Source organism: Streptomyces sp. NPDC005866 (assembly GCF_040629895.1).
Taxonomy (GTDB): Bacteria; Actinomycetota; Actinomycetes; order Streptomycetales; family Streptomycetaceae; genus Streptomyces.
Genome location: NZ_JBEXWP010000039.1, coordinates 45,316 through 67,636, shown reverse-complemented (window position 1 = coordinate 67,636; position 22,321 = coordinate 45,316). Strand labels below are relative to the sequence as shown.

22 protein-coding genes and 1 riboswitch are annotated in these 22,321 nt (G+C 68.4%); of the genes, 7 read left to right on the top strand and 15 right to left on the bottom strand.

Translation table 11 applies throughout. The features are described 5' to 3' along the window. Nucleotides 1-98: 98 nt before the first annotated feature. Together ABZ396_RS37950 and ABZ396_RS37945 are read right to left on the bottom strand one after the other, a co-directional pair. Nucleotides 99-458 (bottom strand): hypothetical protein, encoded by a 360-nt coding sequence (locus tag ABZ396_RS37950; RefSeq protein ID WP_358924498.1) that lies wholly within the window; start codon nt 456-458, stop codon nt 99-101. A gap of 217 nt (nt 459-675) precedes the next feature. Next, nucleotides 676-1,527, bottom strand: a complete 852-nt coding sequence (locus ABZ396_RS37945) for a thioesterase family protein (RefSeq protein WP_358924496.1) — start codon at nt 1,525-1,527, stop codon at nt 676-678. A gap of 171 nt (nt 1,528-1,698) precedes the next feature. Here ABZ396_RS37945 and ABZ396_RS37940 point away from each other — a divergent pair, with 171 nt between their 5' ends. Further along, the gene (locus ABZ396_RS37940; RefSeq protein WP_358924495.1) at nt 1,699-2,928 is read left to right on the top strand and encodes an alpha/beta hydrolase-fold protein; all 1,230 of its coding nucleotides are present in this window, start codon (nt 1,699-1,701) and stop codon (nt 2,926-2,928) included. On the opposite strand, the gene ABZ396_RS37935 is transcribed toward ABZ396_RS37940, so the two are convergent. The 7 genes from ABZ396_RS37935 to ABZ396_RS37905 form a co-directional block, all read right to left on the bottom strand. Beyond that, nucleotides 2,837-3,496 carry a trimeric intracellular cation channel family protein gene (locus tag ABZ396_RS37935; RefSeq protein WP_358924493.1) on the bottom strand — a complete coding sequence of 220 codons (660 nt, stop codon included), beginning with the start codon at nt 3,494-3,496 and terminating at the stop codon, nt 2,837-2,839. The two genes, ABZ396_RS37940 and ABZ396_RS37935, sit on opposite strands and share 92 nt — an antisense overlap. A 47-nt stretch (nt 3,497-3,543) precedes the next feature. Beyond that, entirely contained in the window at nt 3,544-4,935 is a 1,392-nt protein-coding gene (locus ABZ396_RS37930; RefSeq protein WP_358924492.1) for a M1 family metallopeptidase, read from the bottom strand. 99 nt (nt 4,936-5,034) lie between these two features. Next, on the bottom strand, nt 5,035-6,339 hold the full coding sequence (locus tag ABZ396_RS37925) for a dipeptide ABC transporter ATP-binding protein (protein WP_358924490.1): 1,305 nt from the start codon (nt 6,337-6,339) through the stop codon (nt 5,035-5,037). A 14-nt stretch (nt 6,340-6,353) separates the two neighbouring features. Further along, the gene (locus tag ABZ396_RS37920; protein ID WP_358924488.1) at nt 6,354-7,451 is read right to left on the bottom strand and encodes an ABC transporter ATP-binding protein; all 1,098 of its coding nucleotides are present in this window, start codon (nt 7,449-7,451) and stop codon (nt 6,354-6,356) included. After that, nucleotides 7,448-8,446, bottom strand: coding sequence for an ABC transporter permease (locus tag ABZ396_RS37915; protein ID WP_358924486.1), 999 nt, complete (start codon nt 8,444-8,446; stop codon nt 7,448-7,450). Before ABZ396_RS37915 ends, ABZ396_RS37920 begins: the two co-directional genes overlap by 4 nt. Before the next feature lie 110 nt (nt 8,447-8,556). Continuing rightward, nucleotides 8,557-10,347, bottom strand: coding sequence for an ABC transporter substrate-binding protein (locus tag ABZ396_RS37910; RefSeq protein WP_358924484.1), 1,791 nt, complete (start codon nt 10,345-10,347; stop codon nt 8,557-8,559). A gap of 70 nt (nt 10,348-10,417) precedes the next feature. Further along, a complete protein-coding gene (locus ABZ396_RS37905) occupies nt 10,418-11,425 on the bottom strand; it encodes an ABC transporter permease (protein WP_358924511.1) in 1,008 nt (335 codons plus the stop codon). Nucleotides 11,426-11,969: 544 nt separating this feature from the next. Between ABZ396_RS37905 and ABZ396_RS37900 the strand changes: the two genes are divergently transcribed. Beyond that, nucleotides 11,970-12,161: a hypothetical protein gene (locus tag ABZ396_RS37900; protein WP_358924482.1), complete on the top strand. Its 192-nt coding sequence runs from the start codon at nt 11,970-11,972 to the stop codon at nt 12,159-12,161. Further along, complete coding sequence (locus ABZ396_RS37895; RefSeq protein WP_358924480.1) at nt 12,151-12,339, top strand: hypothetical protein; 189 nt, start codon at nt 12,151-12,153, stop codon at nt 12,337-12,339. The genes ABZ396_RS37900 and ABZ396_RS37895 overlap by 11 nt, the downstream gene beginning before the upstream one ends. Before the next feature lie 68 nt (nt 12,340-12,407). On the opposite strand, the gene ABZ396_RS37890 is transcribed toward ABZ396_RS37895, so the two are convergent. From ABZ396_RS37890 to ABZ396_RS37880, 3 genes are all read right to left on the bottom strand, one after another. After that, the gene (locus ABZ396_RS37890) at nt 12,408-13,205 is read right to left on the bottom strand and encodes an enhanced serine sensitivity protein SseB C-terminal domain-containing protein (protein WP_358924478.1); all 798 of its coding nucleotides are present in this window, start codon (nt 13,203-13,205) and stop codon (nt 12,408-12,410) included. 161 nt (nt 13,206-13,366) lie between these two features. Beyond that, the gene (locus tag ABZ396_RS37885) at nt 13,367-14,158 is read right to left on the bottom strand and encodes an enhanced serine sensitivity protein SseB (RefSeq protein ID WP_358924476.1); all 792 of its coding nucleotides are present in this window, start codon (nt 14,156-14,158) and stop codon (nt 13,367-13,369) included. 69 nt (nt 14,159-14,227) lie between these two features. Further along, a complete protein-coding gene (locus ABZ396_RS37880; protein ID WP_358924510.1) occupies nt 14,228-14,920 on the bottom strand; it encodes an AAA family ATPase in 693 nt (230 codons plus the stop codon). Nucleotides 14,921-15,075: 155 nt separating this feature from the next. Continuing rightward, a riboswitch (glycine riboswitch) is annotated at nt 15,076-15,173 on the top strand. 157 nt (nt 15,174-15,330) lie between these two features. Between ABZ396_RS37880 and gcvT the strand changes: the two genes are divergently transcribed. The 4 genes from gcvT (at nt 15,331) to ABZ396_RS37860 (ending at nt 19,702) form a co-directional block, all read left to right on the top strand. Continuing rightward, a complete protein-coding gene (gene gcvT, locus ABZ396_RS37875; protein ID WP_358924474.1) occupies nt 15,331-16,458 on the top strand; it encodes a glycine cleavage system aminomethyltransferase GcvT in 1,128 nt (375 codons plus the stop codon). 126 nt (nt 16,459-16,584) lie between these two features. After that, nucleotides 16,585-16,962: a glycine cleavage system protein GcvH gene (gene gcvH, locus ABZ396_RS37870; protein WP_358924472.1), complete on the top strand. Its 378-nt coding sequence runs from the start codon at nt 16,585-16,587 to the stop codon at nt 16,960-16,962. Nucleotides 16,963-17,015: 53 nt separating this feature from the next. Next, a complete protein-coding gene (gene glyA, locus ABZ396_RS37865; RefSeq protein ID WP_358924471.1) occupies nt 17,016-18,278 on the top strand; it encodes a serine hydroxymethyltransferase in 1,263 nt (420 codons plus the stop codon). 56 nt (nt 18,279-18,334) lie between these two features. After that, nucleotides 18,335-19,702, top strand: a complete 1,368-nt coding sequence (locus ABZ396_RS37860; protein WP_358924469.1) for an L-serine ammonia-lyase — start codon at nt 18,335-18,337, stop codon at nt 19,700-19,702. A 789-nt stretch (nt 19,703-20,491) separates the two neighbouring features. Here ABZ396_RS37860 and ABZ396_RS37855 read toward each other — a convergent pair. The 3 genes from ABZ396_RS37855 to ABZ396_RS37845 all read right to left on the bottom strand — a co-directional run bounded on the left by ABZ396_RS37855 (nt 20,492) and on the right by ABZ396_RS37845 (nt 22,281). Beyond that, the gene (locus ABZ396_RS37855) at nt 20,492-21,400 is read right to left on the bottom strand and encodes an IS110 family transposase (protein WP_358924467.1); all 909 of its coding nucleotides are present in this window, start codon (nt 21,398-21,400) and stop codon (nt 20,492-20,494) included. Nucleotides 21,401-21,784: 384 nt separating this feature from the next. Then, nucleotides 21,785-22,081, bottom strand: a complete 297-nt coding sequence (locus ABZ396_RS37850; RefSeq protein ID WP_358924465.1) for a hypothetical protein — start codon at nt 22,079-22,081, stop codon at nt 21,785-21,787. 14 nt (nt 22,082-22,095) lie between these two features. Further along, nucleotides 22,096-22,281: a hypothetical protein gene (locus ABZ396_RS37845; RefSeq protein WP_358924464.1), complete on the bottom strand. Its 186-nt coding sequence runs from the start codon at nt 22,279-22,281 to the stop codon at nt 22,096-22,098. Nucleotides 22,282-22,321 lie beyond the last annotated feature (40 nt).

Genomic DNA, 22,321 nt, shown 5'->3' with positions numbered 1-22,321 from the left:
GGGGGTCGCCGGTGACGCACTCGACGACGGAGGCCGCGCCGGTGACGGCCAGGACGGTCTTCGGCGGACGCACCACCCCTGCCGTACAGCCCCTGGCGTCAGCTCTTCGTGGCCTGCTGGGTCGGAGCGCCGCTGGGCGCCGCACCGCCCCCGCCGGGACCGCCCTGACCGCCGCAACCGCCGCCGCCCTGGCCACCCCGACCGCCGGCTCCGGGGCCGCCGCTCGGCATGCCGGTGGGGCCGCCGCTCGGCATCCCGGTGGCGTTGCCCGTGGGCGCGCCGGACGGGGCCCCGGAGGCGTTGCCGGTCGGCATGCCCGACGGCGCCCGACAGGACTGCGACTGACCGGAGTTGCCGCTGCCGGAGGACGACGACGAGTCGCCCGAACCGCATGCGGTCAGCAGCAGCGGAGACACCGCGAGCAGGGCGACCGCGGGGACGAGACGTACACGCTTCATGAGAGACAACTCCATGAGGATGAGGGAGTCCTGAGGCGTGGCACTCAACCAACGGCGCTTGGGGCGTACTTGGGCCCGCCCTGTCCCCGGCCTGTGATTCGGGTAAAGGGCGGCTCAAGTCACCGCCCTGACCTGCGCCTTCCCGGACGGTCGCGCTCTACTCGCTGGTACAGGTCCGTGACAGAACGGGGTTCTCGGCCGGCGGGTCACCGGCGGGTCAGCCGAGGCGGACCCGGGCCAACTGCCGTGACTGGGCGACCAGTCGGTCCGCGCTGTCCCAGACCTCGGCGTCCTCCTCCAGGAAGCCGCCGGCCAGATTGCGGGTGGTGACGGAGACGCGCAGCGGGCCCGGAGCGGGGCGGTGGCGGACGTGCACGGTCAGTTCGACCGTGGGGACCCAGCCCTTGAGGCCGATCTCGAAGGCGGTGGGCGGCAGCGCGTCGACCGCCAGAAGCAGCGCGATGGCGTCGGCGTCCCGGCCGTCCGCGAGGCCGAACCAGGAGCGCATCTCGCCCTTGCCGGAGGGGGCGTCGAGGGCCCAGCCCAGGGTCGCCGGGTCCAGCTTGAGCATCAGACGGTCGGTGATGGCGGAGCTGCCTCCGACCGGGGCTGGTCCGTCCTCGGGACCGAAGCACTGGTCCATGGGCGGGAACGCGGGCGGGGTGGCGGTCGTACGGACGTCGTCGGGGAGGGTGGCGAGGTCGCCGTAGGAGGCGAGGACGCGGATGCGTTCGACCTCGTTGCCCTCCTCGTCGTACTGGAAGAGCGAGGCCTGGCCGGTGGAGAGGGTACGGCCGGTGCGGACGGTGTCCGTGCGGATCACGGCCGGGCCCGGCTGGGACGCGGTCAGGTAGTGCGCGGAGATGGTGAACGGGTCCGGGTGCGGCAGTGTGTCCGCGAGGGCCCGGCCGAGAACGGCCAGCAGATAGCCGCCGTTGACGGCGTTGATGATGGTCCAGCCGGCCGAGAGGTCGATGTCGTAGACCCCGGGCGCGCGCCGGGTGACCGCCGTGTCGCGGTCGAACTCGCTGTCGCCGATCACGGCCCGCGTGGAAGCTGCTTCTGGCATGCCTGAACCGTACAATAAGAAATTACTAAGCGGTAGCTTTGAGGGAAGCGGTGGGCGTCATGGTGCTCGACAGGCCAGGGATCCACTCGGCCGAGTGAGGTTCCGGCAATTTCTAGGTAAGTGTCCGGACACGTCCGTAACCCGGAGCCTCGAATTCCCCTCTATGGGGACATGAGCCTCACCGGGACTCCGTTCCTCTACACGACCATCGTCCTGTCCGCGGTCGCCCTCATACTCCCGCTCGTCCTGTGGTCGAGGATGCGCGGTCCCAAGGCCATGCGGGTCGCGGCCCGGGTGCTGATGCTGCTGTTCGCACAGGCCACCGCGGTGACGCTGATCTTCGTACTGGTCAACAACCAGAACAACCTGTACGACAACTGGGCCGACCTGCTCGGTACCGGCAACCATGTCCAGCAGGCCGCCAACCTCGGCCAGGACGGCACCGGCGGCATAGCGCTGAAACGGTTGCCCGAGGTGCGGCAGACCTTCACGTCGGCCGACGGACCGGGTATGCAGGCGGCAGGCGGAGTACGGGTCACCCAGCTCAACGGCCGGGTCTCGGGGGTCAACGCCGAGGTCTACGTCTGGCTGCCGCCCCAGTACAACGAGCCCGCGTACCGCGACCACAGGTTCCCGGTGGTGGAGTTGCTGCCGGGCTACCCCGGCTCGGCCAAGGCCTGGTTCGGTTCGCTGAAGGTGCACGAGCAACTGCTGCCGCTGATGAGGAGCGGCAAGGTCGCCCCCTTCATCCTGGTCGCCCCGCGCACCAACCTGCTGGCCGGTGTCGACACCGGCTGCGCCAACATCCCGGGCACGGTCAACGCCGACAGCTGGCTCAGCGTCGACGTCCCGAAGATGGTGACCGACAACTTCCGCGCCGCGGCCGCCCCCGCGAACTGGGCCGTCGCCGGCTACTCGGCGGGCGCGCACTGCGCGGTCAAGCTGGCCGTCGCCCACCCGGACCGCTACCGGGCCGCGGTGAGCCTGTCCGGCTACAACGACCCGATCGGCGAACGCACTTCACTCGCCGCGCAGAGCGTGGCCCTGCGCCGGCACAACAACCCCTACCTGCTGCTGAGGAAGGCGGCCACCCCGCCCCCGGTCGCCCTGTACATCTCAGGCGAGTCCGGCGACGGCTACCAGGCCGGAGTGGCACTGGAACAGATCGCCAAGGCACCGACCACCGTCCACGTGGTGTACCTGCCGCGCAGCGCGGGCGGCCACAACATGGCGCTGTGGCGGCCCCAGGTGCCGGTCGTCTTCAAGTGGCTCACCGTCAACATGGGCCAGAGCCATGTCAAGGCCGGGACTACTCCTCGCGAACCGTCGTCCGCCGGTTCCACGCACGCGGCGCTCGCCAGTGGTACCGCATCGCGAGCAGACGCAGCACGAAAGCGGTGACGGCCGCGAGCCCGCTGGTGAACGGGTTCAGCGTGTCGTAACGGATGCACAGCACCACCATCGTCGCCCCGACGATCGCCGGGACCGCGTACAGGTCGCGGTCCCAGCGCAGCAGCGAGGGGACCTCGTTGGCGAGGACGTCCCTGAGCACACCGCCGCCGACCCCGGTGGCGAGCCCGAGGGCGGCCGAGGCGGTCAGGTTGAGGCCGTAGGAGTACGCCTTCGTCGTGCCGGTCACACAGAACAGGCCGAGGCCGGCCGCGTCGAAGACCAGGACCGCCGACTGGATGCGCTCGACGTGCGGGTGCAGGAAGACCACCACGAGTGCCGTGAGCAGCGGGGTGATGAAGTACCCCAGGTCCGTGAAGGCGGCCGGGGGCACCGCCCCGATGATCACGTCCCGGAAGATCCCTCCGCCCAGCGCGGTGACCTCGGCGAGCACGGCGATGCCGAAGACGTCGAAGTTCTTGCGGACGGCCAGCAGCGCGCCGGAGATGGCGAAGACGAAGATGCCGATGACATCGAGCGTGTGCTGGACGGAGGGAGAGAAGAGTTCCTGGAGCTGCACCCTGACATTGTGTCCTGTCAGGGTGCATGAACCTTACAAAGCCAGGCCTACAGGGCGGGCTTCCCTGTGGTGAACAGCCAGGTCCGGAACAGGTCGTCCAGTTGCTGCCCGGCGACCTTCTCCGCGAGCCGGATGAAGTCGGCGGTGCCGGCGGTGCCGTAGCGGTGCAGCTTCGTCCAGGCCGGCAGCAGCCGGAAGAAGGCTTCGTCCCCGATCCGCTCGCGCAGCATCTGGAGGGTCATCGCGCCGCGCTGGTAGACGGCGGAGGCGAACATGCTGTCGCGCTGCGGGTCGGCGACGGTGATCTGCCAGAAGGGGTTGTCGGCGGCGCGGGAGTTGTAGCCGGCCAGGAAGGAGTCATGGGCCGAGCGGGTGCCCTGGTGCTCCGCCCACAGCCACTGGGCGTAGGTGGCGAAGCCCTCGTTGAGCCAGATGTCCTTCCACCGCGCCACGCTCACCGAGTCGCCGAACCACTGGTGGGCCAGCTCGTGCACGATCGTCGTCTCGTTGCGCACCGCCGAGTAGGCCGGCTTGCTCTGCACCTCCAGCGAGAACCCCGCCTCCGGCATGTCGTCGACGATCGCGCCGGTCTCCTCGAAGGGGTAGGGCCCGAAGATCTGCGACCAGTAGTCGGTGGCGGCGGCGGTGACGGCGTACACGTCGACGTTGTTGCTGCTCGCGAGAGTCGGGTCGATGGCGACGTAGATGGGGATGCCGGAGGGGGTCCTCCCGGTCCGCACGTCGAACTTCCCGATGGTGGCGGTGGCGAGATAGGTCGCCATGGGCCTGCTCTCACGCCAGTGCGTGTACGTCGAGGCGCCCTTGTCGTACGTCGAGACCAGCCGGCCGTTGGAGACACCTGTCAGACCCTGCGGCGCCTTGATGCGGATGTCGTAGGTGGCCTTGTCGGAGGGGTGGTCGCTGGACGGGAACCAGGTGGACGCGGCGTTGGGCTCGCAGGCGACGAAGACGCCGTCGGGGGTCTTCATCCAGCCGTAGTCCGAGCCGAAGACGATGGGGCCGTTGAGGGGGTGGGGTATCCCGCCGTAGGTGACGGTGACGGTGAAGTCGTGCCCCTTGGACAGCGGGTTCCTCGGCGTGACGGTGATCTCGTCGCCGGTGCGCGTGAACTGGGCGCGTCTGCCGTTCACTTCGACACGCGCGACCTCCAGCTGCTGGAGGTCGAGGTCGAAGGAGGCGAGGTTCTGGGTGGCGCGGGCGGTGAGGGTGGTACGGCCGTCCAGCCGGCCGGTGCCGGGGGCGTAGGCGACGTCGAGGTCGTAGTGGCGGGCGTCGAAACCGCCGTTGCCGAGCTGGGGGAAGTAGGGGTCACCGATGCCCTCGGCACCCGGGGTGGGGGCGGGGGCGGCCGCGATGACGAAGGAGGCGGCTGCCGCGGTCGCGACAGCCGCCAGACGTGCCGAGCGGGAGATGCGCATGAGTCGTCCCTTTCGAGCGTGCCGGTCAGCGAACGGACACGGTCGACTCTGCGCTCTCCCGCTAGGGCATGTACATGCCTTACCCAGTCATGTCATGGGCTACTTCTCGGTTGACTCCTGGGACTTCTGTGAGTCGGCCGCGGTGGCGTCAGAAGCCTCGGCGGTCGGCTCCGACTCCGTCTCCGGCTCCGTGACTTCCGCCGTCGGCTCCTCCGTGCCCTCGGCCTCGGTCACCGTCTCGGCCTCGGCGACCTCCGCCGCCACCGCCGCCGAGGTCTGCGCCGACTCCGCGAGCACCTCGTCGGCGACCAGTTCGGCCGCCTCCTTGGCGACCGTCAGCAGCACCGTGTCCTGCGGGGCCTGATCCTGGAAGTTCTCCGGGTGGTGGCAGGCGACCTGCTGACCGGGCTTCAGCTCCACGAGCTTCGGCTCGGTCGTCTTGCAGATCTCCGTCGCCTTCCAGCACCGGGTGTGGAAGCGGCAGCCGCTCGGCGGGGAGATCGGCGAGGGCACGTCGCCCTTGAGCAGGATGCGCTCGCTCTTGGCGGTCTTGCGCCGCGGGTCCGGGATGGGCACCGCCGACATCAGCGCCTTGGTGTACGGATGCATCGGCGCCCGGTACAGCGACTCGCGGTCGGCCAGCTCGACGATCTTGCCGAGGTACATCACGGCGATCCGGTCCGAGACGTGCCGGACGACGGAGAGGTCGTGCGCGATGATCACATACGTCAGGCCCAGCTCCTGCTGGAGGTCGTCGAGCAGGTTGACGACCTGGGCCTGGATGGACACGTCCAGCGCGGAGACCGGCTCGTCCGCCACGACCAGCTTCGGGTTCAGGGCGAGCGCGCGGGCGATGCCGATGCGCTGGCGCTGACCGCCGGAGAACTCGTGCGGATAGCGGTTGTAGTGCTCGGGGTTGAGGCCGACCACCGACAGCAGCCGCTGGACCTCCTTCTTGATGCCGCCCTCGGGCTGGACGCCCTGGAGCCTGAAGGGGGCGCCCACGATCGTGCCGATGGTGTGGCGCGGGTTCAGCGACGAGTACGGGTCCTGGAAGATCATCTGCACGTCGCGGCGCAGCGGCCGCATGCCGCTCACACCGAGGTGCGTGATGTCCCTGCCCTCGAACTCGACCTTGCCGCCGGTCGGTTCCAGCAGCCGGGTGATCAGCCGGCCCATGGTCGACTTGCCGCAGCCCGACTCGCCCACGACGCCCAGGGTCTCGCCGGACTTCACCTCGAAGTCGAGGCCGTCGACCGCGTGCACCGCGCCGACCTGCCGCTGGAGCAGGCCCTTCTTGATCGGGAAGTGTTTCTGGAGCCCGGTCACCTTCAGCAGGGTCTCGCCGGGGGCGGCGCCGTCCTTGGTGACCACACCGCCCTCGCTCTGGCCAGGAATCGTCACGGCTTTGTCCTCGCTCACAGCTTCGGCGCAATCTCTTCGATCCAGATACGCTCCCGCTGTTCCTGCGTCATGTGGCAGGCGGCCCAGTGCTGGCTGCCGACCTCGGTCAGCTCGGGGCGGACCGTGCGGGTGACGTTGTCCTTCGGGATGTCGGCGTACGGGCAGCGCGGGTTGAAGGCGCAGCCGGACGGGACGTTGATCAGCGAGGGCGGGGAGCCCTTGACCGGGATCAGGCGTTCCTGCTGCTCGCGGTCGAGGCGCGGCATCGAGCCGAGCAGGCCCCAGGTGTAGGGGTGGCGGGGCTCGTAGAACACCTTCTCCGCCGGACCGCGCTCGACGCAGCGGCCGCCGTACATCACCAGGATGTCGTCGGCGAGTTCGGCGACGACGCCCAGGTCGTGGGTGATGATGACGACCGCGGAGCCGAACTCCTTCTGCAGATCGCGGATCAGGTCGAGGATCTGCGCCTGGACGGTCACGTCGAGGGCGGTGGTCGGCTCGTCCGCAATGAGCAGTTCGGGGTTGTTGACCAGCGACATCGCGATCATCGCGCGCTGGCGCATACCACCGGAGAACTCGTGCGGGTAGCCGTCGATCCGCTTGTCCGGCTGCGGGATGCCCACACGGTCGAGCATCTCGACCGCGCGCCGCTTGGCCGTCTTCTTGTCCACGTCGTGGTGGATGCGGTACGCCTCCACGATCTGCTGGCCGATCGTGTAGTACGGGTGCAGCGCGGACAGCGGGTCCTGGAAGATCATCGCCATCTGGCGGCCGCGCAGCTTGCGTACCTCGTCCGGGTTCGCCGTCAGCAACTCGGTGCCGTCCAGCCAGATCTCGCCGGAGATCTGCGCCTTGCGCTTGCCGTACTGGCCGGCCGTGTGCAGCCCCATGATGCCGAGCGAGGTCACCGACTTGCCGGAACCCGACTCGCCCACGATGCCGAGGGTCTTGCCCTTCTCCAGCGAGAAGGAGAGCCCGTCGACGGACTTGACCAGGCCGTCGTCGGTCGGGAAGTGCACCTTCAGGTCGCGCACTTCCAGAAAGGCGGTCGGGGCCGGAGAGGAGGCGGTGGGCTCGCCCACGGCTGCTCCGGTCTTGCTCAGGTCGGTCATGCGAGCCTCACTCGGGGGTCGATCACGGCGTACAGGATGTCCACCACGAGGTTGGCGATCAGCACCGCGACAGAAGTGATGAGTGTGACGCCCAGGATGATGGGCAGGTCCTGGTTCTTGATGCCGCTGAGCACGGCCTGGCCGAGGCCGGGCAGGCTGAACGTCGTCTCGGTCAGGATCGCACCGCCGATGAGGGCACCGAGGTCCATGCCGAGCATCGTCAGGATGGGCGTCATCGTGGAGCGCATCGCGTGCTTGCCGATGACGACCGGTTCGCGCAGGCCCTTCGCACGGGCGGTGCGGATGTAGTCCTCGCCGAGGATCTCCAGCATGGTGGCGCGGGTGATCCGGGCGTACATCGCCGCGTACAGGAACGCCAGGGTGATCCAGGGCAGGATCATGCCGCCGAGCCAGCCGCCGAAGCTGTCGCTGAGGGGCACGTACTGTCCGTCGATCCAGCCCAGTCCGTAGCTGAAGATCGCCAGCGAGAGCAGACCGGTGAAGTAGATGGGCAGCGAGACACCGCTGAGGGCGACGACCATGGCGCTGCGGTCCCAGAGGCTGCCCCGCTTGAGCGCGGAGAGCACACCGGCGGAGATACCGATGACCAGCCACAGCACGGCGGCACCGAGCGCGAGACCCAGGGTCACCGGGAAGCGGTCGGTCAGCACCGGCCAGACGGCCTGCTCGCTGCGGAAGGAGTAGCCGAAGCACGGCGCGGCGCAGTGGGTGACGTCACCGCCGCCCGAATACGTGCGGCCGGCGAAGATGCCCTTGAAGAACTCCCAGACCTGGGCGTAGATCGGGTCGCCCAGTCCGAGCTTCTGCCGCACCGCCTCGACGGCGGCCGGGTCGGCCTGCTTGCCCACGAAGCTCGTGGCGATGTCCACGCCCGCCCACTTGGGGACGAGGAAGAAGATGCTGAAGACCACCAGGATGATGACCACCAGCATCACTGCGGCGGCGAACAGCCGCCTGATGAGGTAAGCGAGCACAGCTTACGGCCCGCTGCGGACCGCGAGCCTCCGGAGGTTGTCCGGTGGCCCGCAGTCACGCCGCGCCGGCCTTCACCTGCCTTTCGTGCCGTACGGCGGGTGTGCCGGGATTACTTCGTGGACTTCAGACCGAGGTTGACGAAGTCGTAGTAACCGCTGTACGCGTTCGTCGTGTACACGTTGCCGATCCGGGAGGAGCGGAAGTTGAGCAGCCGCTCGAAGGTGAAGGGCAGGTAGTACGCGCCGTCGCTCACCTTGTGGTTGATCTCCGTGGCGAGCTCGGTCTTCTTCGCCTCGTCCTGCGTCCCGTTGTACTGGTCGAACAGGCCGTCGATCGTCTTGTCCTTGATCATGGCGAAGTTGTTGTTGCCGCTCTGCAGGATGTAGTTGCTGCTCCACAGCGGGATGCCGTAGCCCTGGACGCTCGGGAAGTCCGGGCCCCAGCCCATGATGATGATGCCGAGCTTCTTCTTCTCGACGTTCGAGGGGCTGCCGATGATGCCGGAGCTCTGCGAGCCGTCGTACTGGTAGATGTCGGCCTGGATGCCGACCTTCTTCAGCGCCGCCTGCAGGGACGTGGCCGTGGCCACCTCCTGCTGCTTGTTGTTGCGGACGGCGATGGTGGTCTTGAAGCCGTTCGGCTGACCGCAGGCCTTCAGCGCCTGCTTGGCCAGGTCTGCGTTGCCGTTCTTGTTGGCACCGGCGATCTTGTACGGGTCGTACTTCTGGCCCTCGGCGCCCGGGACCGACGGCGGCAGCATGTTGGTTCCGATGTCACCACCGGCGACCGGGCCGCCGCGCGCGGTCTGCAGCGACACATGGTCGGCGGCGTAGATCACGGCCTTGCGGCAGTTGATGTTGTTGAACGGCGCCACGGTCTGCGGGAAGACCGCGTAGCGGATGAAGCCGGAGACCGGGTTGTCCAGGTTGGCCTTGTGCTGCTTCAGGGCGATCTGGCGGCCCTGCGGCCCGAGGCCGGTCTGGCTGGCGTCGATGTCGTAGTCGCCGTTGATCAGGCGCTGGTCCGAGTCACTCTGGTTGGAGGAGATCGTCAGCGAGATCTTGTCCGGGTACGCCTTGCGGACCGGGTCCGAGGACGCCTTCCAGTTGGTGTTGCGGACCAGGATCAGCGACTTGCCCGGGCTGTACGACTGGAACTTGTACGGGCCGGAGGAGAAGGGCTTCAGGCCGTACTTGGACTTGGTGTCCATGTCCTGACGGACCGGCGAGGCCGAGGTCATCGCCAGCACCTGCTTGAAGTCGGAGTTCGCCGACGGCAGGTGGAAGACGATCGTCTTGGCGTCCGGCGTGTCGATCGCCTTCAGGCCCAGCTTGTCCTTGGACGTGTCCTTGTACGGGCCCTTGTAGGTCTTCTTGGGGTCGAGCATCTGCTGCAGGTAGACCGGACCGCCGGACAGGACGTCCTGCGCCCAAGTGCGCTCGATGCCGTACTTGAGGTCCTGGGAGGTGATGGCCTTGCCGTCCTCCCACGTGATCCCGTCGCGCAGCGTGAACGTGTACGTCTTGCCGTCGGCCGACACCTTGCCCTCGTCCGTGGCGAGGTCCGGCGTGACCTCGGCGCCCTTGGCGCCCGGCTCGGTCTTGTACGTGAGCAGCTGACGGCTGTAGTAGCGCGAGAAGTCCCACATGAAGCCGTAGTAACCACGCGTGGTGTCCCACGAGTCGGCGTCCTGGGTGGTGACGAACTTCAGCTCGCCGCCCTTCTTGACCTGCGAGGCCTGGGCGACCTTGTTGTTCGCCGCGTCGAAGCCGGCCGCGCCGTCCTTCGAACCGCCGTTGTCGTTGCCGCCGCCGCACGCCGCCATGGTCAGCATGCCGGCGACCGCGGCGGCAGCGGCCAAAGCCTGCTTACGCCGCCCTGAGGTGCGTTGGGTAGTCACGATCTCGGATCCTCCGGATTTGATGAGAGACCCCGTGGAGGTGCTCACGGGACGCTTGAGGTACGGCAGTTCAGCGGGCGCCCTTCGGGTCGAGCGCGTCCCGCACGCCGTCGCCGAAGAGATTGAAGGCCAGAACGGTGATGAAGATCGCCACGCCCGGAACCACCATGAACATGGGGTCCGAGTCGTAGTAGTCGATCGCAGTCGAGAGCATCTGCCCCCACGAGGACGTGGGCGGCTTGACGCCCACACCCAGGAAGCTGAGTGCCGCCTCGGTGAGGATGTTGGTCGGGATCATCATCGTCGTGTACACGATGATGGGCGCGACGAGGTTGGGCAGCAGCTCCTTGAACAGGATGTAGAAGCGCCCGCCGCCCAGCGATCGGGCGGCCTCGACGTACTCGCGCTCGCGCAGCGAAAGTGTCTGGCCGCGTACCACGCGTCCGATGTAGGGCCAGCCGAAGAAACCGATGACCAGGATCATCACGAACACGCGCACGCTGGAGCCGGTCAGTCCCAGCATTTCGTTCGGCATGACGGAGACCAGAGCGATGATGAAGAGCAGCTGCGGGAAGGCCAGCAGACCGTCCATCACGCGGCTGATGACCGAATCGACCCAGCCGCCGAAGAAGCCGGCCAGAACGCCCAGGATCGTGCCGAGCACGACGGCGACGATCGCGGACAGGAAGCCGACGAGGAGCGAGATCCGGGCGCCGTAGAGGATGCGCGCGAGGATGTCGCGGCCGTTGACCGGCTCGACGCCCAGCAGGTGGTCGCCGCTGATGCCGCCCAGGGACCCCTTGGGCGTGCCGAAGAGCGGGTCGATCAGGCTCTCGTGGTAGGCGTCGGGATCCTGCCCGATCAGGTTCGTGAGCACCGGTGCCAGCAGGGCGATCACGATGAGGACGAGCACGACGATGCCGCCCGCCAGAGCGAGCCTGTCCCGCTTGAGGCGCTCCCAGGCGATCCGGCCCAGGGAACGTCCCTGAACGGCCTTAGCGCCGGCGGTCGCGGCCGCCGCTTCCTCGGCCGCGCCCGGGGCCGCTTCCGCGGTCGGCTCGTGCAATGGTGCCGTCATCTGGCAGGGACCCCTCTCAACCGGCTGTAGCCGGCTTGCACTTGCCGCTGGTAGCGGCATGATCACTCTCTCCTGGGCAGGGGTGAACACCCCTTGGGGCGCGAGTCTTCAACGGTGTGGCGACCGGTTGCCAGAGTTGACGGTGAATGGATGCGCAACCGTGATATGAGCATGAGATTTCGTTATCCGAACGACGGGTAACATCTGCCGGACAAGGGCAATCCCGACAAGACGTCACATCAGCGGACCAAAGCCTCTGATCTACACGCGGAGACCCGACCGTGGACAGACTCTCACCCCGGGACCATCGAGCGCCGCGTGACCTGGATGGCAGCATGCCGCAGGCTTGTCCCGCCTTGCTCGGCCATGAGCGATTCCGCCCCGTCCCGCAGAAAAGACAATCGCGGCATTCGGCACGCGCAACACCCCTGTCCGTAAACCGAATTGAGGATGCCTTGAGGCTCGGAAATCGGCCCCTTGGAATCCCCTTGAAGCGCACCCACCGCAGCAGTGGCTTCATCCCGTCATCGCAACACCGCCGAAAATGGTGCTGCCCATCCCGGCCACCGCCTCCGAGATCGGCACGAAGAACTGCGACGGGCACTTCTACAACGTCGACCCGGTGGGCGGCCGGTACTACCAGTCGTCAGGCGGCACCGTGGGTGAGTACAACGACAGCACGAAGGCCGCGACGCTCGGGAATTTCGGTAGAGCACGACCTCAATGTGCCCGGTAAGCGTTACGGCTGCGTGACACCCAAGGTGGAATTCCAGAGATTCCACATCGACAAGGCATACTACGGCGCCCACTGCACGGTGGTCGTCGACAAGGAATACGGCGTATGCCACGCTGTCACCGCGAAGCTCTTCTACTCCACGTGCATGGCGAAGCACCAGGGCAGCCCGAAGCCGTAACCCTGTAACAGCCGCAGCATGACAGCGCTGTGTCCGCCTCTCCTCGGCGAGAGGCGGACACAGCGCTGTCAGTAGCCGCCGGGCGCGGGCGGATACCCATACCCCGCCGCCGGCGCCGGAGGCAGCGCCGCGTGCGCCTCCCGGTCGTAGAACGGCCGCGCGGTCGCCCGCATCCACATCACCACCGGGTCGTACTCGTCGGTCATGGCCACCGTCGACACCGGCAACCCGTCCGGCACCGCCCCGATCGACTGCTGCATCATCGCCCGCACCGAGTCCACGGCCGGCGGCGAGGTGTCGTACACGTCGAGCCCGATCGCGAGATACGGCGCCCCGAGCGCCGGCTGCACCCAGGCGCGCCGCAGTGAGCGGATCGCGGGCGTGCGGTGGGCGTTCTGCGACAGCAGGGCGTAGAACTGCGGGATCTCGATGGCCGGTTCGGACAGGCTCAGCGGCCCCGCGGGCTGGCGGTCCAGGCCGGTCGCGATCCGGCGCAGATCCAGCCAGGGAACGCCGACGCCGCCGCCCGGGGCATGCGGGTTGAGCCACAGGCCGTAGTGGTCGGGATAGAGCGTGCGGGCCACGTCGAGGCCGTCGACCACTTCGTACGAACGGTTCCAGCCGCTCGCCGACAGCTCCTGGGCCGAGGTCACGCAGGGGGCGTAGCCGTGACCGTCGACCTCCATGTTCCCGTACTGGGCGTCGGGGGAGCCGGCCTGGCCGTGCCAGAGCAGCATCCAGATCTGGCCGGAGGAGGGCGCGGCGAGGGCGCGGAGGAGTGCCTCGTAGGCGTCGTAGCGCCCGGGGGTTACCTGGCGCAGCATGTGCTCGACCTGTCCGGTCGCCGCGGTGCCGCTGGCGCTCACGTGTTACCGCCCCTTCATTGAGTTGCCCCGCGTATGGAGGTCGCCCCGCGTTTGGAGACAGCTTAAGCGCCAAGGGGGGTGGCGCCGATTGTCCGTCAGCGAGTGCGGGTTCGCGGTGGCCGCCGCGGCCTCGGCTGCCTCGGCTGCCTCCGCGTCGGCTTCTAGTGGCCGTACTGATAGAAGGGGCGGACGTTCTCCCTCATCCAGTGGCCCACCGGGTCGTCGGCCACGTCCAGCAGGACCAGGTTCACCGGCCACTTCACCGGGACCCTGCCGAGGGCCTTGCCCAGCGCCTCCAGGGGCAGCGCCCTGATGTCGCCCTCCCACTGGGAGAGTTCGACGCCCACGAACATCACCGGGTCCGCCGTCTCGATCGCGGCCAGGCAGCGGCGGGCCGTGGCGACCACACCGATCTGCGCGAACTCGGCGGAGGCCGCGGCCAGGAAGTCCATCGGGTCGTCCTGCCAGTCCGGCTCGAAGAGGCGCACCCGGCCGCCCGAGCCAGGGCCGTCCAGTTCGGAGTGGCCGGACCTGCACAGCTCGGCGACCGCCTCCGGCGGCAGCGGGACGCCCACCACTCCCCCGGGGTTCACGGCGATGCCGACCTGCGGGGGCAGGCCGCGGGCGAACTCGACGGCCGGGGCGATCGTGTACGACAGATGGGCGCCGACGACCTGACGGAACTGCTCCTCGGAGCTGAAGACCGGGACGTACACCTGGCCCTCGATCTCCGTGGTGGGCAGGTCCAGCGGACCGCTGTGCGGGCCGCCGCCCTCCGGCAGCGGGATCCACAGGAGACTCCGGCCCAGTACCTCAAGGAGCCGGCCCGCCGCCGCGGGGACGCCGAGGGAGGCCGACAGGACCTCCTCCAGCTCGTTGCCGGGCCATCCCCCGTGCGGGTGGGGGTGCGCCTGTGCCGGGAAGTCCGCGGGAATGTCCGCCGGGAAGTCCATCTGCCTACCGCCTGCTGGAAACCGCTGCTGTTGAGGCTGAAAAGGCTAGCGGGTGACTGTGACAAAGCCTCATCCCGTGAGCCGCTCCGCCTTCTCGAAGGCGATCCGGCACAGCACGTCCGCCGCGTCCCGGTCGAGGAGCACCGCCGAGCCGACGCCCTGCGGCACCGCACCCTTCTCCACCGCGCGCACCAGGCGGGCGGCGGCGTGGCGGTGGCGCAGGAAGGCGTACCGGGAGACGCCCCGGCCGCGCTCGCGCTGGCCGTCCAGTGCCGTGCCGGGCGTGACGTCCAGGAGCAGCAGGTGCAAGGTGCCGCCGCGGCGGCGGGCCTCGCGGGCCAGCCAGTCGCGCACCCAGGCCTGGGTGCCGCAGTCGTGCACGACCACGCCCTCGCCGGTGCGCAGCGCGCGGCGCAGTCCGGCGTAGTGGGCGAGGCGGACCAGCGGGCGGTAGAGGGCGTACGGCAGGAAGCGGGCCAGCCGGGCGTCCCAGCGGTCGCGGGTGTCCTGGGAGTCGACCCTTATGCCCTGGACGGTGCGGTGCATCAGGGTGGACTTGCCGCTGCCGGGCAGACCGGTGACCACGACCAGGTCACGGGGGCCGAAGAGCAGACCGTGCGGGCTGTGGCCGGCCCGGTCGCGCAGATCGCGGACGACCGGCGCTGGGCGCTCGCCGCACCGCTCGCGGGCCGGGGCCGTCGGCTGCTCGGGCAGGGCGATGCCCGTCGTCGTCGCGTATGCCGTGGTCCTTGTCACCGTGATCGTCCTCCCTGGGGTTCAGGAAAGTTTCTCCCCACTTAACGTAAAGAGAAGGTAATGCACGATGTCTCGCGGTAGCGTCCGCTCCCCGCCACAGCCCTGTTACAAAGCTCCGCCCGGCATGCAATGATGAGCCCGCCAACTGCATACCGGCCGCTTGAATCCGCGCGGGAGAGTCCCCGGCAGTCTTCGCCGGGGCGCCGAAGGAGCAAGTCCCTCCCTTGAATCTCTCAGGCCCCCTTACCGCGCGGGCGAGGCACATCTGAAAAGCGGGCCGCTGTGTCAGTGGCTCCACCCAAGGTGCAAGCCGTGATCACTCGGTGGTCAGGGCGAACCTCTCAGGTTCCGATGACAGATGGGGAGGACAGACCTCGCCTGTCATGCCCTTGGGACCTTTGGGAGACGACCGACCGATGAGCAGTACCGATTCCGCTGGACTCCGCCGTACCGCGCTCGATGCCCGGCATCGCTCGCTCGGCGCGACCATGACCGACTTCGCCGGCTGGGACATGCCCCTGCGCTACGGATCCGAGCGCGACGAGCATGTCGCCGTACGGTCCAGGGCCGGGCTCTTCGACCTCTCCCACATGGGCGAGCTCACCGTGACCGGCACCCAGGCCGCCGCCCTGCTGAACTACGCCCTGGTCGGCAACATCGCCTCCGTCGGCGTCGGGCGCGCCCGCTACACCATGATCTGCAGGGCCGACGGCGGCATCCTCGACGACCTGATCGTCTACCGGCTGGCCGACACCGAGTACATGGTCGTGGCCAATGCCTCCAACGCCCAGGTGGTCCTCGGCGCGCTGACGGAGCGTTCCGCCGGGTTCGACGCCGAGGTACGCGACGACCGGGACGCCTACGCGCTGATCGCCGTCCAGGGACCCGAGTCCCCCGGGATCCTGAAGTCGCTGACCGACGCCGACCTGGACGGCCTGAAGTACTACGCCGGGCTGCCCGGCACCGTCGCCGGGGTCCCGGCGCTGATCGCGCGCACCGGCTACACCGGCGAGGACGGCTTCGAGCTGTTCGTGAAGCCGGAGCACGCGGTGGAGCTGTGGCAGGCGCTGACCGGGGCGGGCGAGCCGGTGGGGCTGGTCCCGTGCGGGCTGTCCTGCCGGGACACCCTGCGTCTGGAGGCCGGCATGCCGCTCTACGGGCATGAGCTGACCACCTCGCTCACCCCCTTCGACGCCGGGCTCGGCCGGGTGGTGAAGTTCGAGAAGGAGGGCGACTTCGTGGGACGCGAGGCGCTCCAGGAGGCCGCCGACCGTGCCGCCGCCCGGCCGCCGCGGGTGCTCGTCGGCCTGGTCGCCGAGGGCCGCCGGGTGCCGCGCGCCGGGTACCCGGTGGTCGCCGGCGGCGAGGTGATCGGCGAGGTCACCTCCGGTGCCCCCTCCCCCACGCTGGGCAGGCCGATCGCCATGGCGTACGTCGACGCGGCGCACTCGGCGCCGGGCACGGCGGGCGTCGGCGTGGACATCCGGGGCAGCCACGAACCGTACGAGGTCGTGGCGCTGCCGTTCTACAAGCGCCAGAAGTAGACCCACAATCAGACCCGGAATCGGACACTGAGCGCGGTGCGCGCGTGACCCTGCGCACCGCGCTCACGCCCCCTTCCAGCAGTCCTCTTTCACCAGCACTTCCCCGCGTACAGGAGAATTCAGGCCATGAGCAACCCCCAGCAGCTGCGTTACAGCAAGGAGCACGAGTGGCTGTCGGCCGCCGCGGACGGCGTCTCGACGGTCGGCATCACGGAGCACGCGGCCAACGCGCTCGGTGATGTCGTCTTCGTCCAGCTCCCGGAGGTCGGCGACACGGTGACCGCGGGCGAGTCCTGCGGCGAACTGGAGTCGACCAAGTCGGTGTCCGACCTGTACTCGCCGGTCACGGGTGAGGTCACCGAGGTCAACGAGGACGTCTCGAACGACCCGTCCCTGGTGAACTCGGCCCCCTTCGAAGGCGGCTGGCTGTTCAAGGTGCGCGTCGCGGACGAGCCGGCCGACCTGCTCTCCGCCGACGAGTACACCGCCTTCACCGCCGGCTGAGAGCCGTGGAGATACCGGCCGCAGAGACATCGGCTTAGGAGTCGTAGAAACAGATGTCCGTTCTGAACACCCCCCTGCACGAGCTCGACCCGGAGGTCGCCGCCGCGGTCGACGCCGAGCTGGAGCGCCAGCAGTCCACCCTGGAGATGATCGCCTCGGAGAACTTCGCTCCGGTCGCGGTCATGGAGGCGCAGGGCTCGGTACTCACCAACAAGTACGCCGAGGGCTACCCGGGCCGCCGCTACTACGGCGGCTGCGAGCACGTCGACGTCACCGAGCAGATCGCCATCGACCGGGTGAAGGAGCTGTTCGGCGCCGAGTACGCCAACGTGCAGCCGCACTCCGGTGCCTCCGCCAACCAGGCGGCCCTGTTCGCGCTGGCCCAGCCCGGCGACACCATCCTGGGTCTCGACCTGGCCCACGGCGGCCACCTGACCCACGGCATGCGCCTGAACTTCTCCGGCAAGCAGTTCGACGTCGTGGCCTACCACGTCGACGACTCCGGTCTCGTCGACATGGCCGAGGTGGAGCGGCTCGCCAAGGAGCACCGGCCGAAGGTGATCATCGCCGGCTGGTCGGCGTACCCGCGCCAGCTGGACTTCGCGGAGTTCCGGCGGATCGCCGACGAGGTCGAGGCGTACCTGTGGGTCGACATGGCCCACTTCGCCGGCCTGGTCGCGGCGGGCCTGCACGAGAACCCGGTGCCGTACGCCGATGTGGTCACCTCCACCACGCACAAGACGCTGGGCGGCCCCCGCGGCGGGATCATCCTCGCCAAGAAGGACTTCGCGAAGAAGCTGAACTCGTCCGTCTTCCCGGGCTTCCAGGGCGGTCCCCTGGAGCATGTGATCGCGGCGAAGGCGGTCTCCTTCAAGGTCGCGGCCTCGGAGGACTTCAAGGAGCGCCAGCGTCGTACGGTGGAGGGCGCGCGCATCCTCGCTGAGCGGCTCACCGCGCCCGACGCCCGCGAGGCCGGCGTGAACGTCCTGTCCGGAGGTACGGACGTCCACCTGATCCTCGTCGACCTGCGCGAGTCCGAGCTGGACGGGCAGCAGGCCGAGGACCGCCTCCACGAGGTCGGCATCACGGTCAACCGGAACGCCGTCCCGAACGACCCGCGACCGCCGATGGTCACCTCGGGTCTGCGGATCGGCACCCCGGCGCTGGCCACGCGCGGCTTCACGGCCGAGGACTTCACCGAGGTCGCGGACGTGATCGCCGAGACGCTGAAGCCGTTGTACGACGCGGGAACGCTGAAGGCCCGGGTCAAGGCCCTGACCGACAAGCACCCGCTGTACCCCGGCCTGAACAAGTAGTTCCCCGGTGGGGGCACCCGACGGCGTGTGCCCCCACCCTCCTAGGAGGAGTTCCCGTGGCCATCTCGGTCTTCGACCTGTTCTCGATCGGCATCGGCCCGTCGAGCTCCCACACCGTCGGGCCGATGCGCGCGGCCGGCCTGTTCGCACGACGCCTGCGCAACGAGGGGCTGCTGGAGTCCGTCGCGTCGATACGCTCCGAGCTGTACGGGTCGCTCGGTGCGACCGGCCACGGCCACGGCACCCCGAAGGCGGTGCTGCTCGGTCTGGAGGGCGCCTCGCCGCGCACGGTCGACGTGGAGACGGCGGACGACCGGGTCGAGGCGATCAAGGCCACGAAGCGCCTGTCGCTCCTTGGCGAGCACGAGATCGCGTTCTCCTTCGACGACGACCTGAAACTGCACCGCCGCAAAGCGCTCCCGTACCACGCGAACGGCATGACCCTCTGGGCGTACGACGCGTCCGGGGCGGAGCTGCTGAACAGGACGTACTACTCGGTCGGCGGCGGGTTCGTCGTCGACGAGGAGGCGGTCGGCGCCGACCGCATCAAGCTGGACGACACGGTCCTGAAGTACCCCTTCCGCACGGGCGACGAGCTGCTGCGGCTGACGAAGGAGACGGGTCTGTCGATCTCCGCGCTGATGCTGGAGAACGAGCGGGCCTGGCGCACCGAGGAGGAGATCCGCGAGGGTCTGCTGGACATCTGGCGGGTGATGCGGGCGTGTGTCTCGAGCGGGATGTCACGGGAGGGCATCCTGCCGGGCGGCCTGCGCGTACGCCGCCGTGCCGCTGTCTCCGCGCGCCAACTGCGCGCCGAGGGCGACCCGTTGGCGCACGCGATGGAGTGGATCACGCTCTACGCGATGGCCGTGAACGAGGAGAACGCGGCAGGCGGCCGGGTCGTGACCGCGCCCACGAACGGCGCGGCGGGCATCATCCCGGCCGTCCTGCACTACTACATCAATTTCGTCCCGGGCGCCGACGAGGACGGAGTCGTCCGCTTCCTCCTCGCCGCCGGCGCGATCGGCATGCTCTTCAAGGAGAACGCGTCCATCTCCGGCGCCGAGGTCGGCTGCCAGGGCGAGGTCGGCTCCGCCTGCTCGATGGCGGCGGGCGCGCTGGCCGAGGTCCTGGGCGGCTCCCCGGAACAGGTCGAGAACGCGGCCGAGATCGGCATGGAGCACAACCTCGGGCTCACCTGTGACCCGGTCGGCGGGCTGGTCCAGATCCCCTGCATCGAACGCAACGGCATGGCCGCGGTCAAGGCGGTCACCGCGGCCCGCATGGCCATGCGCGGCGACGGCTCCCACAAGGTGTCCCTGGACAAGGTCATCAAGACCATGAAGGACACGGGCGCCGACATGAGCGTGAAGTACAAGGAGACGGCCCGGGGCGGGCTGGCGGTGAACATCATCGAGTGCTGAGGGGGTGGGCCCTGACCTGCGCGTTCGTATCTTTCAGCGGTTTCGGGGCCTTCCCTGCTTACGCGGCGGAAAGTCCCCGGAATGTCCCTGAGACAGACTTGAAAGTCCCCGAAAAGTCCCCGGTAAGTCCCCATGGAGGGGGCTCTTGACCTGCGGATTCGCGGCACATGGTCAACACTGTGTACGCCGCTCGCCCCCCACTGGATGTATCAAATCGGTCCCCTGAGCCCGCCCGAGGGGTGCCATTCGAGATATGGACGCGGCGGAAGACTCGCGCTTGGAGCAGCGGCTGGCCTGCCTCTCCCCCACATTCACGACGGCGCAGGCACGTCAGGCCCTGCTTTCCCCTCGCGATCTGGCGCGCTTGGTCACGGAAGCGAAGACGAACGAACTGTCCCGCGGGGTGTACCGGCGGGCAGACGCCCCGGAGACGGCGCACGCGGATCTGCTGGCCGTGTGCACACGGGCTCCTGGCGCCGTCCTGTGCGGTGGATCCGCCCTGGCCTTGCATGAGCTGATCGACGACATCCTCGCAGCAGTACACATCACCGTGCCGCTCGGTACACGCCGCCCGACGATTTCCTACCGCCGACCGTGGTGGCGCAGTACGCCGCGAAGACCTTCGACCTCGGTATCGAACGGCAGCCCCGGGAGAGACCATCCCCATGTACAACGCAGCCCGCAGCGTCGTCGACGCGATGCGCCACCGCAGCCGCATCGGCGAGACCCTCGCCCTGTCCGCGCTCGGCCGCTACCTGCGCCGGAGCGGACGCGGCGGGGTCGGCGAACTCAGGCGGACTCGTTGTTTCCCGGGCACATCCCCGCCCAGGAGGCGAGGTGGCCGGCGGTAGCGAACCTGCTCATGTCCACCCCGATCTCCGCGATGATCACCTGAGCCAGGACCAGGCTGACGCCGGGGATCGCGGTCAGCAGCTCGGCCTGGCGCTGCAGCGGCTGCAGTTGACGAGCGATCTCCTGGCTCAGTTGAGCGATCAGGGCGTCTGCCTGGTCGATCGCCCGCAGCATCGCCGCGACCATGAACGCGTGGTGGTCGGTGAAGCTGTTGGTCAGCGCGCGGTTCAGCAGCGGCACCTTCTCCAGCATGCGGCCCAGCACCATCCCCGCCAGCACTTGCGGATCACGCTCCCCGGCGACCAGGGCATCGAGCATGCTCCGGGCGGACCGGCCGGTGATGTCGGAGACCACCGCGCTGAGCTTGATGCCTGCGTCTTCCAGGAACATCGCCAGCCGGTTGACGTCCCTGGCACGGTCCCGGACGGTCTCGGTGCGATAGCGGGTCAGATCCCGCAACTGCCGGATGTCGCACGGCGGTACGAAACTGGGCCTCACCAGCCCGTGCTCGACCAGGCGGCAGATCAACTCGCAGTCCCTGACGTCGGTCTTGCGCCCCGGTACGGTCTTGATGTGCTGGGCGTTCAGCAGCCACGGCTCGATGCCTTCAGTGGCTTCGAGCAGGTAGTACAGAGGCTTCCAGTACGACGCGGTGGCCTCCATGCCCACCCTGGTGATCTCGTTCGCCAGCAGCCAGTCCCGCAGTTCCGGCAGGCCGTCGCACATCGTCGAGAACGTACGCACCTCGCGACGGCTCCGCTTTCCCTTCCCCGGAACCCGGATGCATACCTTGCACTCGATCTTGCCCAGGTCGACCCGGGCGCAGCGTTCCTCGAACACGTCCATAGCCGCCTCCTGACGACCGGTTCGGTCGGCTGGCGGTGCCCGCCCTTCCGAGGCCACAGGATTCGAAGAAGCTCTCTTGCGTGCTCATGGCAACATCACCGGACTCCTACACACGGTCCCTGCGTCCGACTTCGTTTCGGGCTCAAGACTCGGCGCCAAGCTCCATCGACGTCCTCCGGACGAGCACCACCCGAATTTCCCGGCCACGGGGCGGGCCCGCCAGGGACCGGGGCGACTTCGTTGCGTGCGTGGCGGCCCGCCACCCCATCGTCACGATGCCGTGACCAGCACGGATCGTCGATCGGCAAGACTTTGAAACCGCCTTGCCAAGGAACCACCGAACTGAAAGCTACGAGTTAAACATCTGCACGCCCTCATCAGCGTTCACTCCACTGGTGCTGTGTGCCGCTTCCGCCACGCGTTGCGAGGCTTCTCCAATATGCCCGCGGCTTCGGCGATTACTCGAACGAAGGAGGTGAGTATGGCCGCTTCGAAGAATGCTCCGATATTGAAATGCGAGTAGTGTGGTCCGATTCCGAAGAACACTCCGACGGCGCAACAGTAGAGTGCTGCCCACAAGCCGCGCCGCCGGTTCATCGGGTAGATGAGCAGCGGAATCGCGGGCCATGCGTAGGCTGCACACAGGAATACCGTGGACAGTGTGATGATGAGGATCTTCATCTTCTCCCTGCCCCTTACAAGGCGCCGGCATCGTACATGCCGGCGACGGTGAGGACACCAGCGGGCAGAAAAATGAGAACCGTCGCGAACAGCAACCCCATTTTCCAGGAGTTTTTCTCTGCGATTTTCACACACAGCAGTGCGACCAGCGTAACATAGAAGAACAGCGGGATGAATATAAATGTGATACCCGACCCCATGCGTTTTCTCCGTTGTCGTGACCCAGGGGCCGCCCCCGCA

Excerpts from the sequence above, each read along its gene's own strand:
- ABZ396_RS37950 (WP_358924498.1), bottom strand. The coding sequence starts at position 458 with ATGAAGCGTGTACGTCTCGTCCCCGCGGTCGCCCTGCTCGCGGTGTCT.
- ABZ396_RS37945 (WP_358924496.1), bottom strand. The coding sequence starts at position 1,527 with ATGCCAGAAGCAGCTTCCACGCGGGCCGTGATCGGCGACAGCGAGTTC.
- ABZ396_RS37940 (WP_358924495.1), top strand. The coding sequence starts at position 1,699 with ATGAGCCTCACCGGGACTCCGTTCCTCTACACGACCATCGTCCTGTCC.
- ABZ396_RS37930 (WP_358924492.1), bottom strand. The coding sequence starts at position 4,935 with ATGCGCATCTCCCGCTCGGCACGTCTGGCGGCTGTCGCGACCGCGGCA.
- ABZ396_RS37920 (WP_358924488.1), bottom strand. The coding sequence starts at position 7,451 with ATGACCGACCTGAGCAAGACCGGAGCAGCCGTGGGCGAGCCCACCGCC.
- ABZ396_RS37905 (WP_358924511.1), bottom strand. The coding sequence starts at position 11,425 with ATGACGGCACCATTGCACGAGCCGACCGCGGAAGCGGCCCCGGGCGCG.
- ABZ396_RS37900 (WP_358924482.1), top strand. The coding sequence starts at position 11,970 with ATGGTGCTGCCCATCCCGGCCACCGCCTCCGAGATCGGCACGAAGAAC.
- ABZ396_RS37885 (WP_358924476.1), bottom strand. The coding sequence starts at position 14,158 with ATGGACTTCCCGGCGGACATTCCCGCGGACTTCCCGGCACAGGCGCAC.
- gcvT (WP_358924474.1), top strand. The coding sequence starts at position 15,331 with ATGAGCAGTACCGATTCCGCTGGACTCCGCCGTACCGCGCTCGATGCC.
- gcvH (WP_358924472.1), top strand. The coding sequence starts at position 16,585 with ATGAGCAACCCCCAGCAGCTGCGTTACAGCAAGGAGCACGAGTGGCTG.
- glyA (WP_358924471.1), top strand. The coding sequence starts at position 17,016 with ATGTCCGTTCTGAACACCCCCCTGCACGAGCTCGACCCGGAGGTCGCC.
- ABZ396_RS37855 (WP_358924467.1), bottom strand. The coding sequence starts at position 21,400 with ATGGACGTGTTCGAGGAACGCTGCGCCCGGGTCGACCTGGGCAAGATC.
- ABZ396_RS37850 (WP_358924465.1), bottom strand. The coding sequence starts at position 22,081 with ATGAAGATCCTCATCATCACACTGTCCACGGTATTCCTGTGTGCAGCC.
- ABZ396_RS37845 (WP_358924464.1), bottom strand. The coding sequence starts at position 22,281 with ATGGGGTCGGGTATCACATTTATATTCATCCCGCTGTTCTTCTATGTT.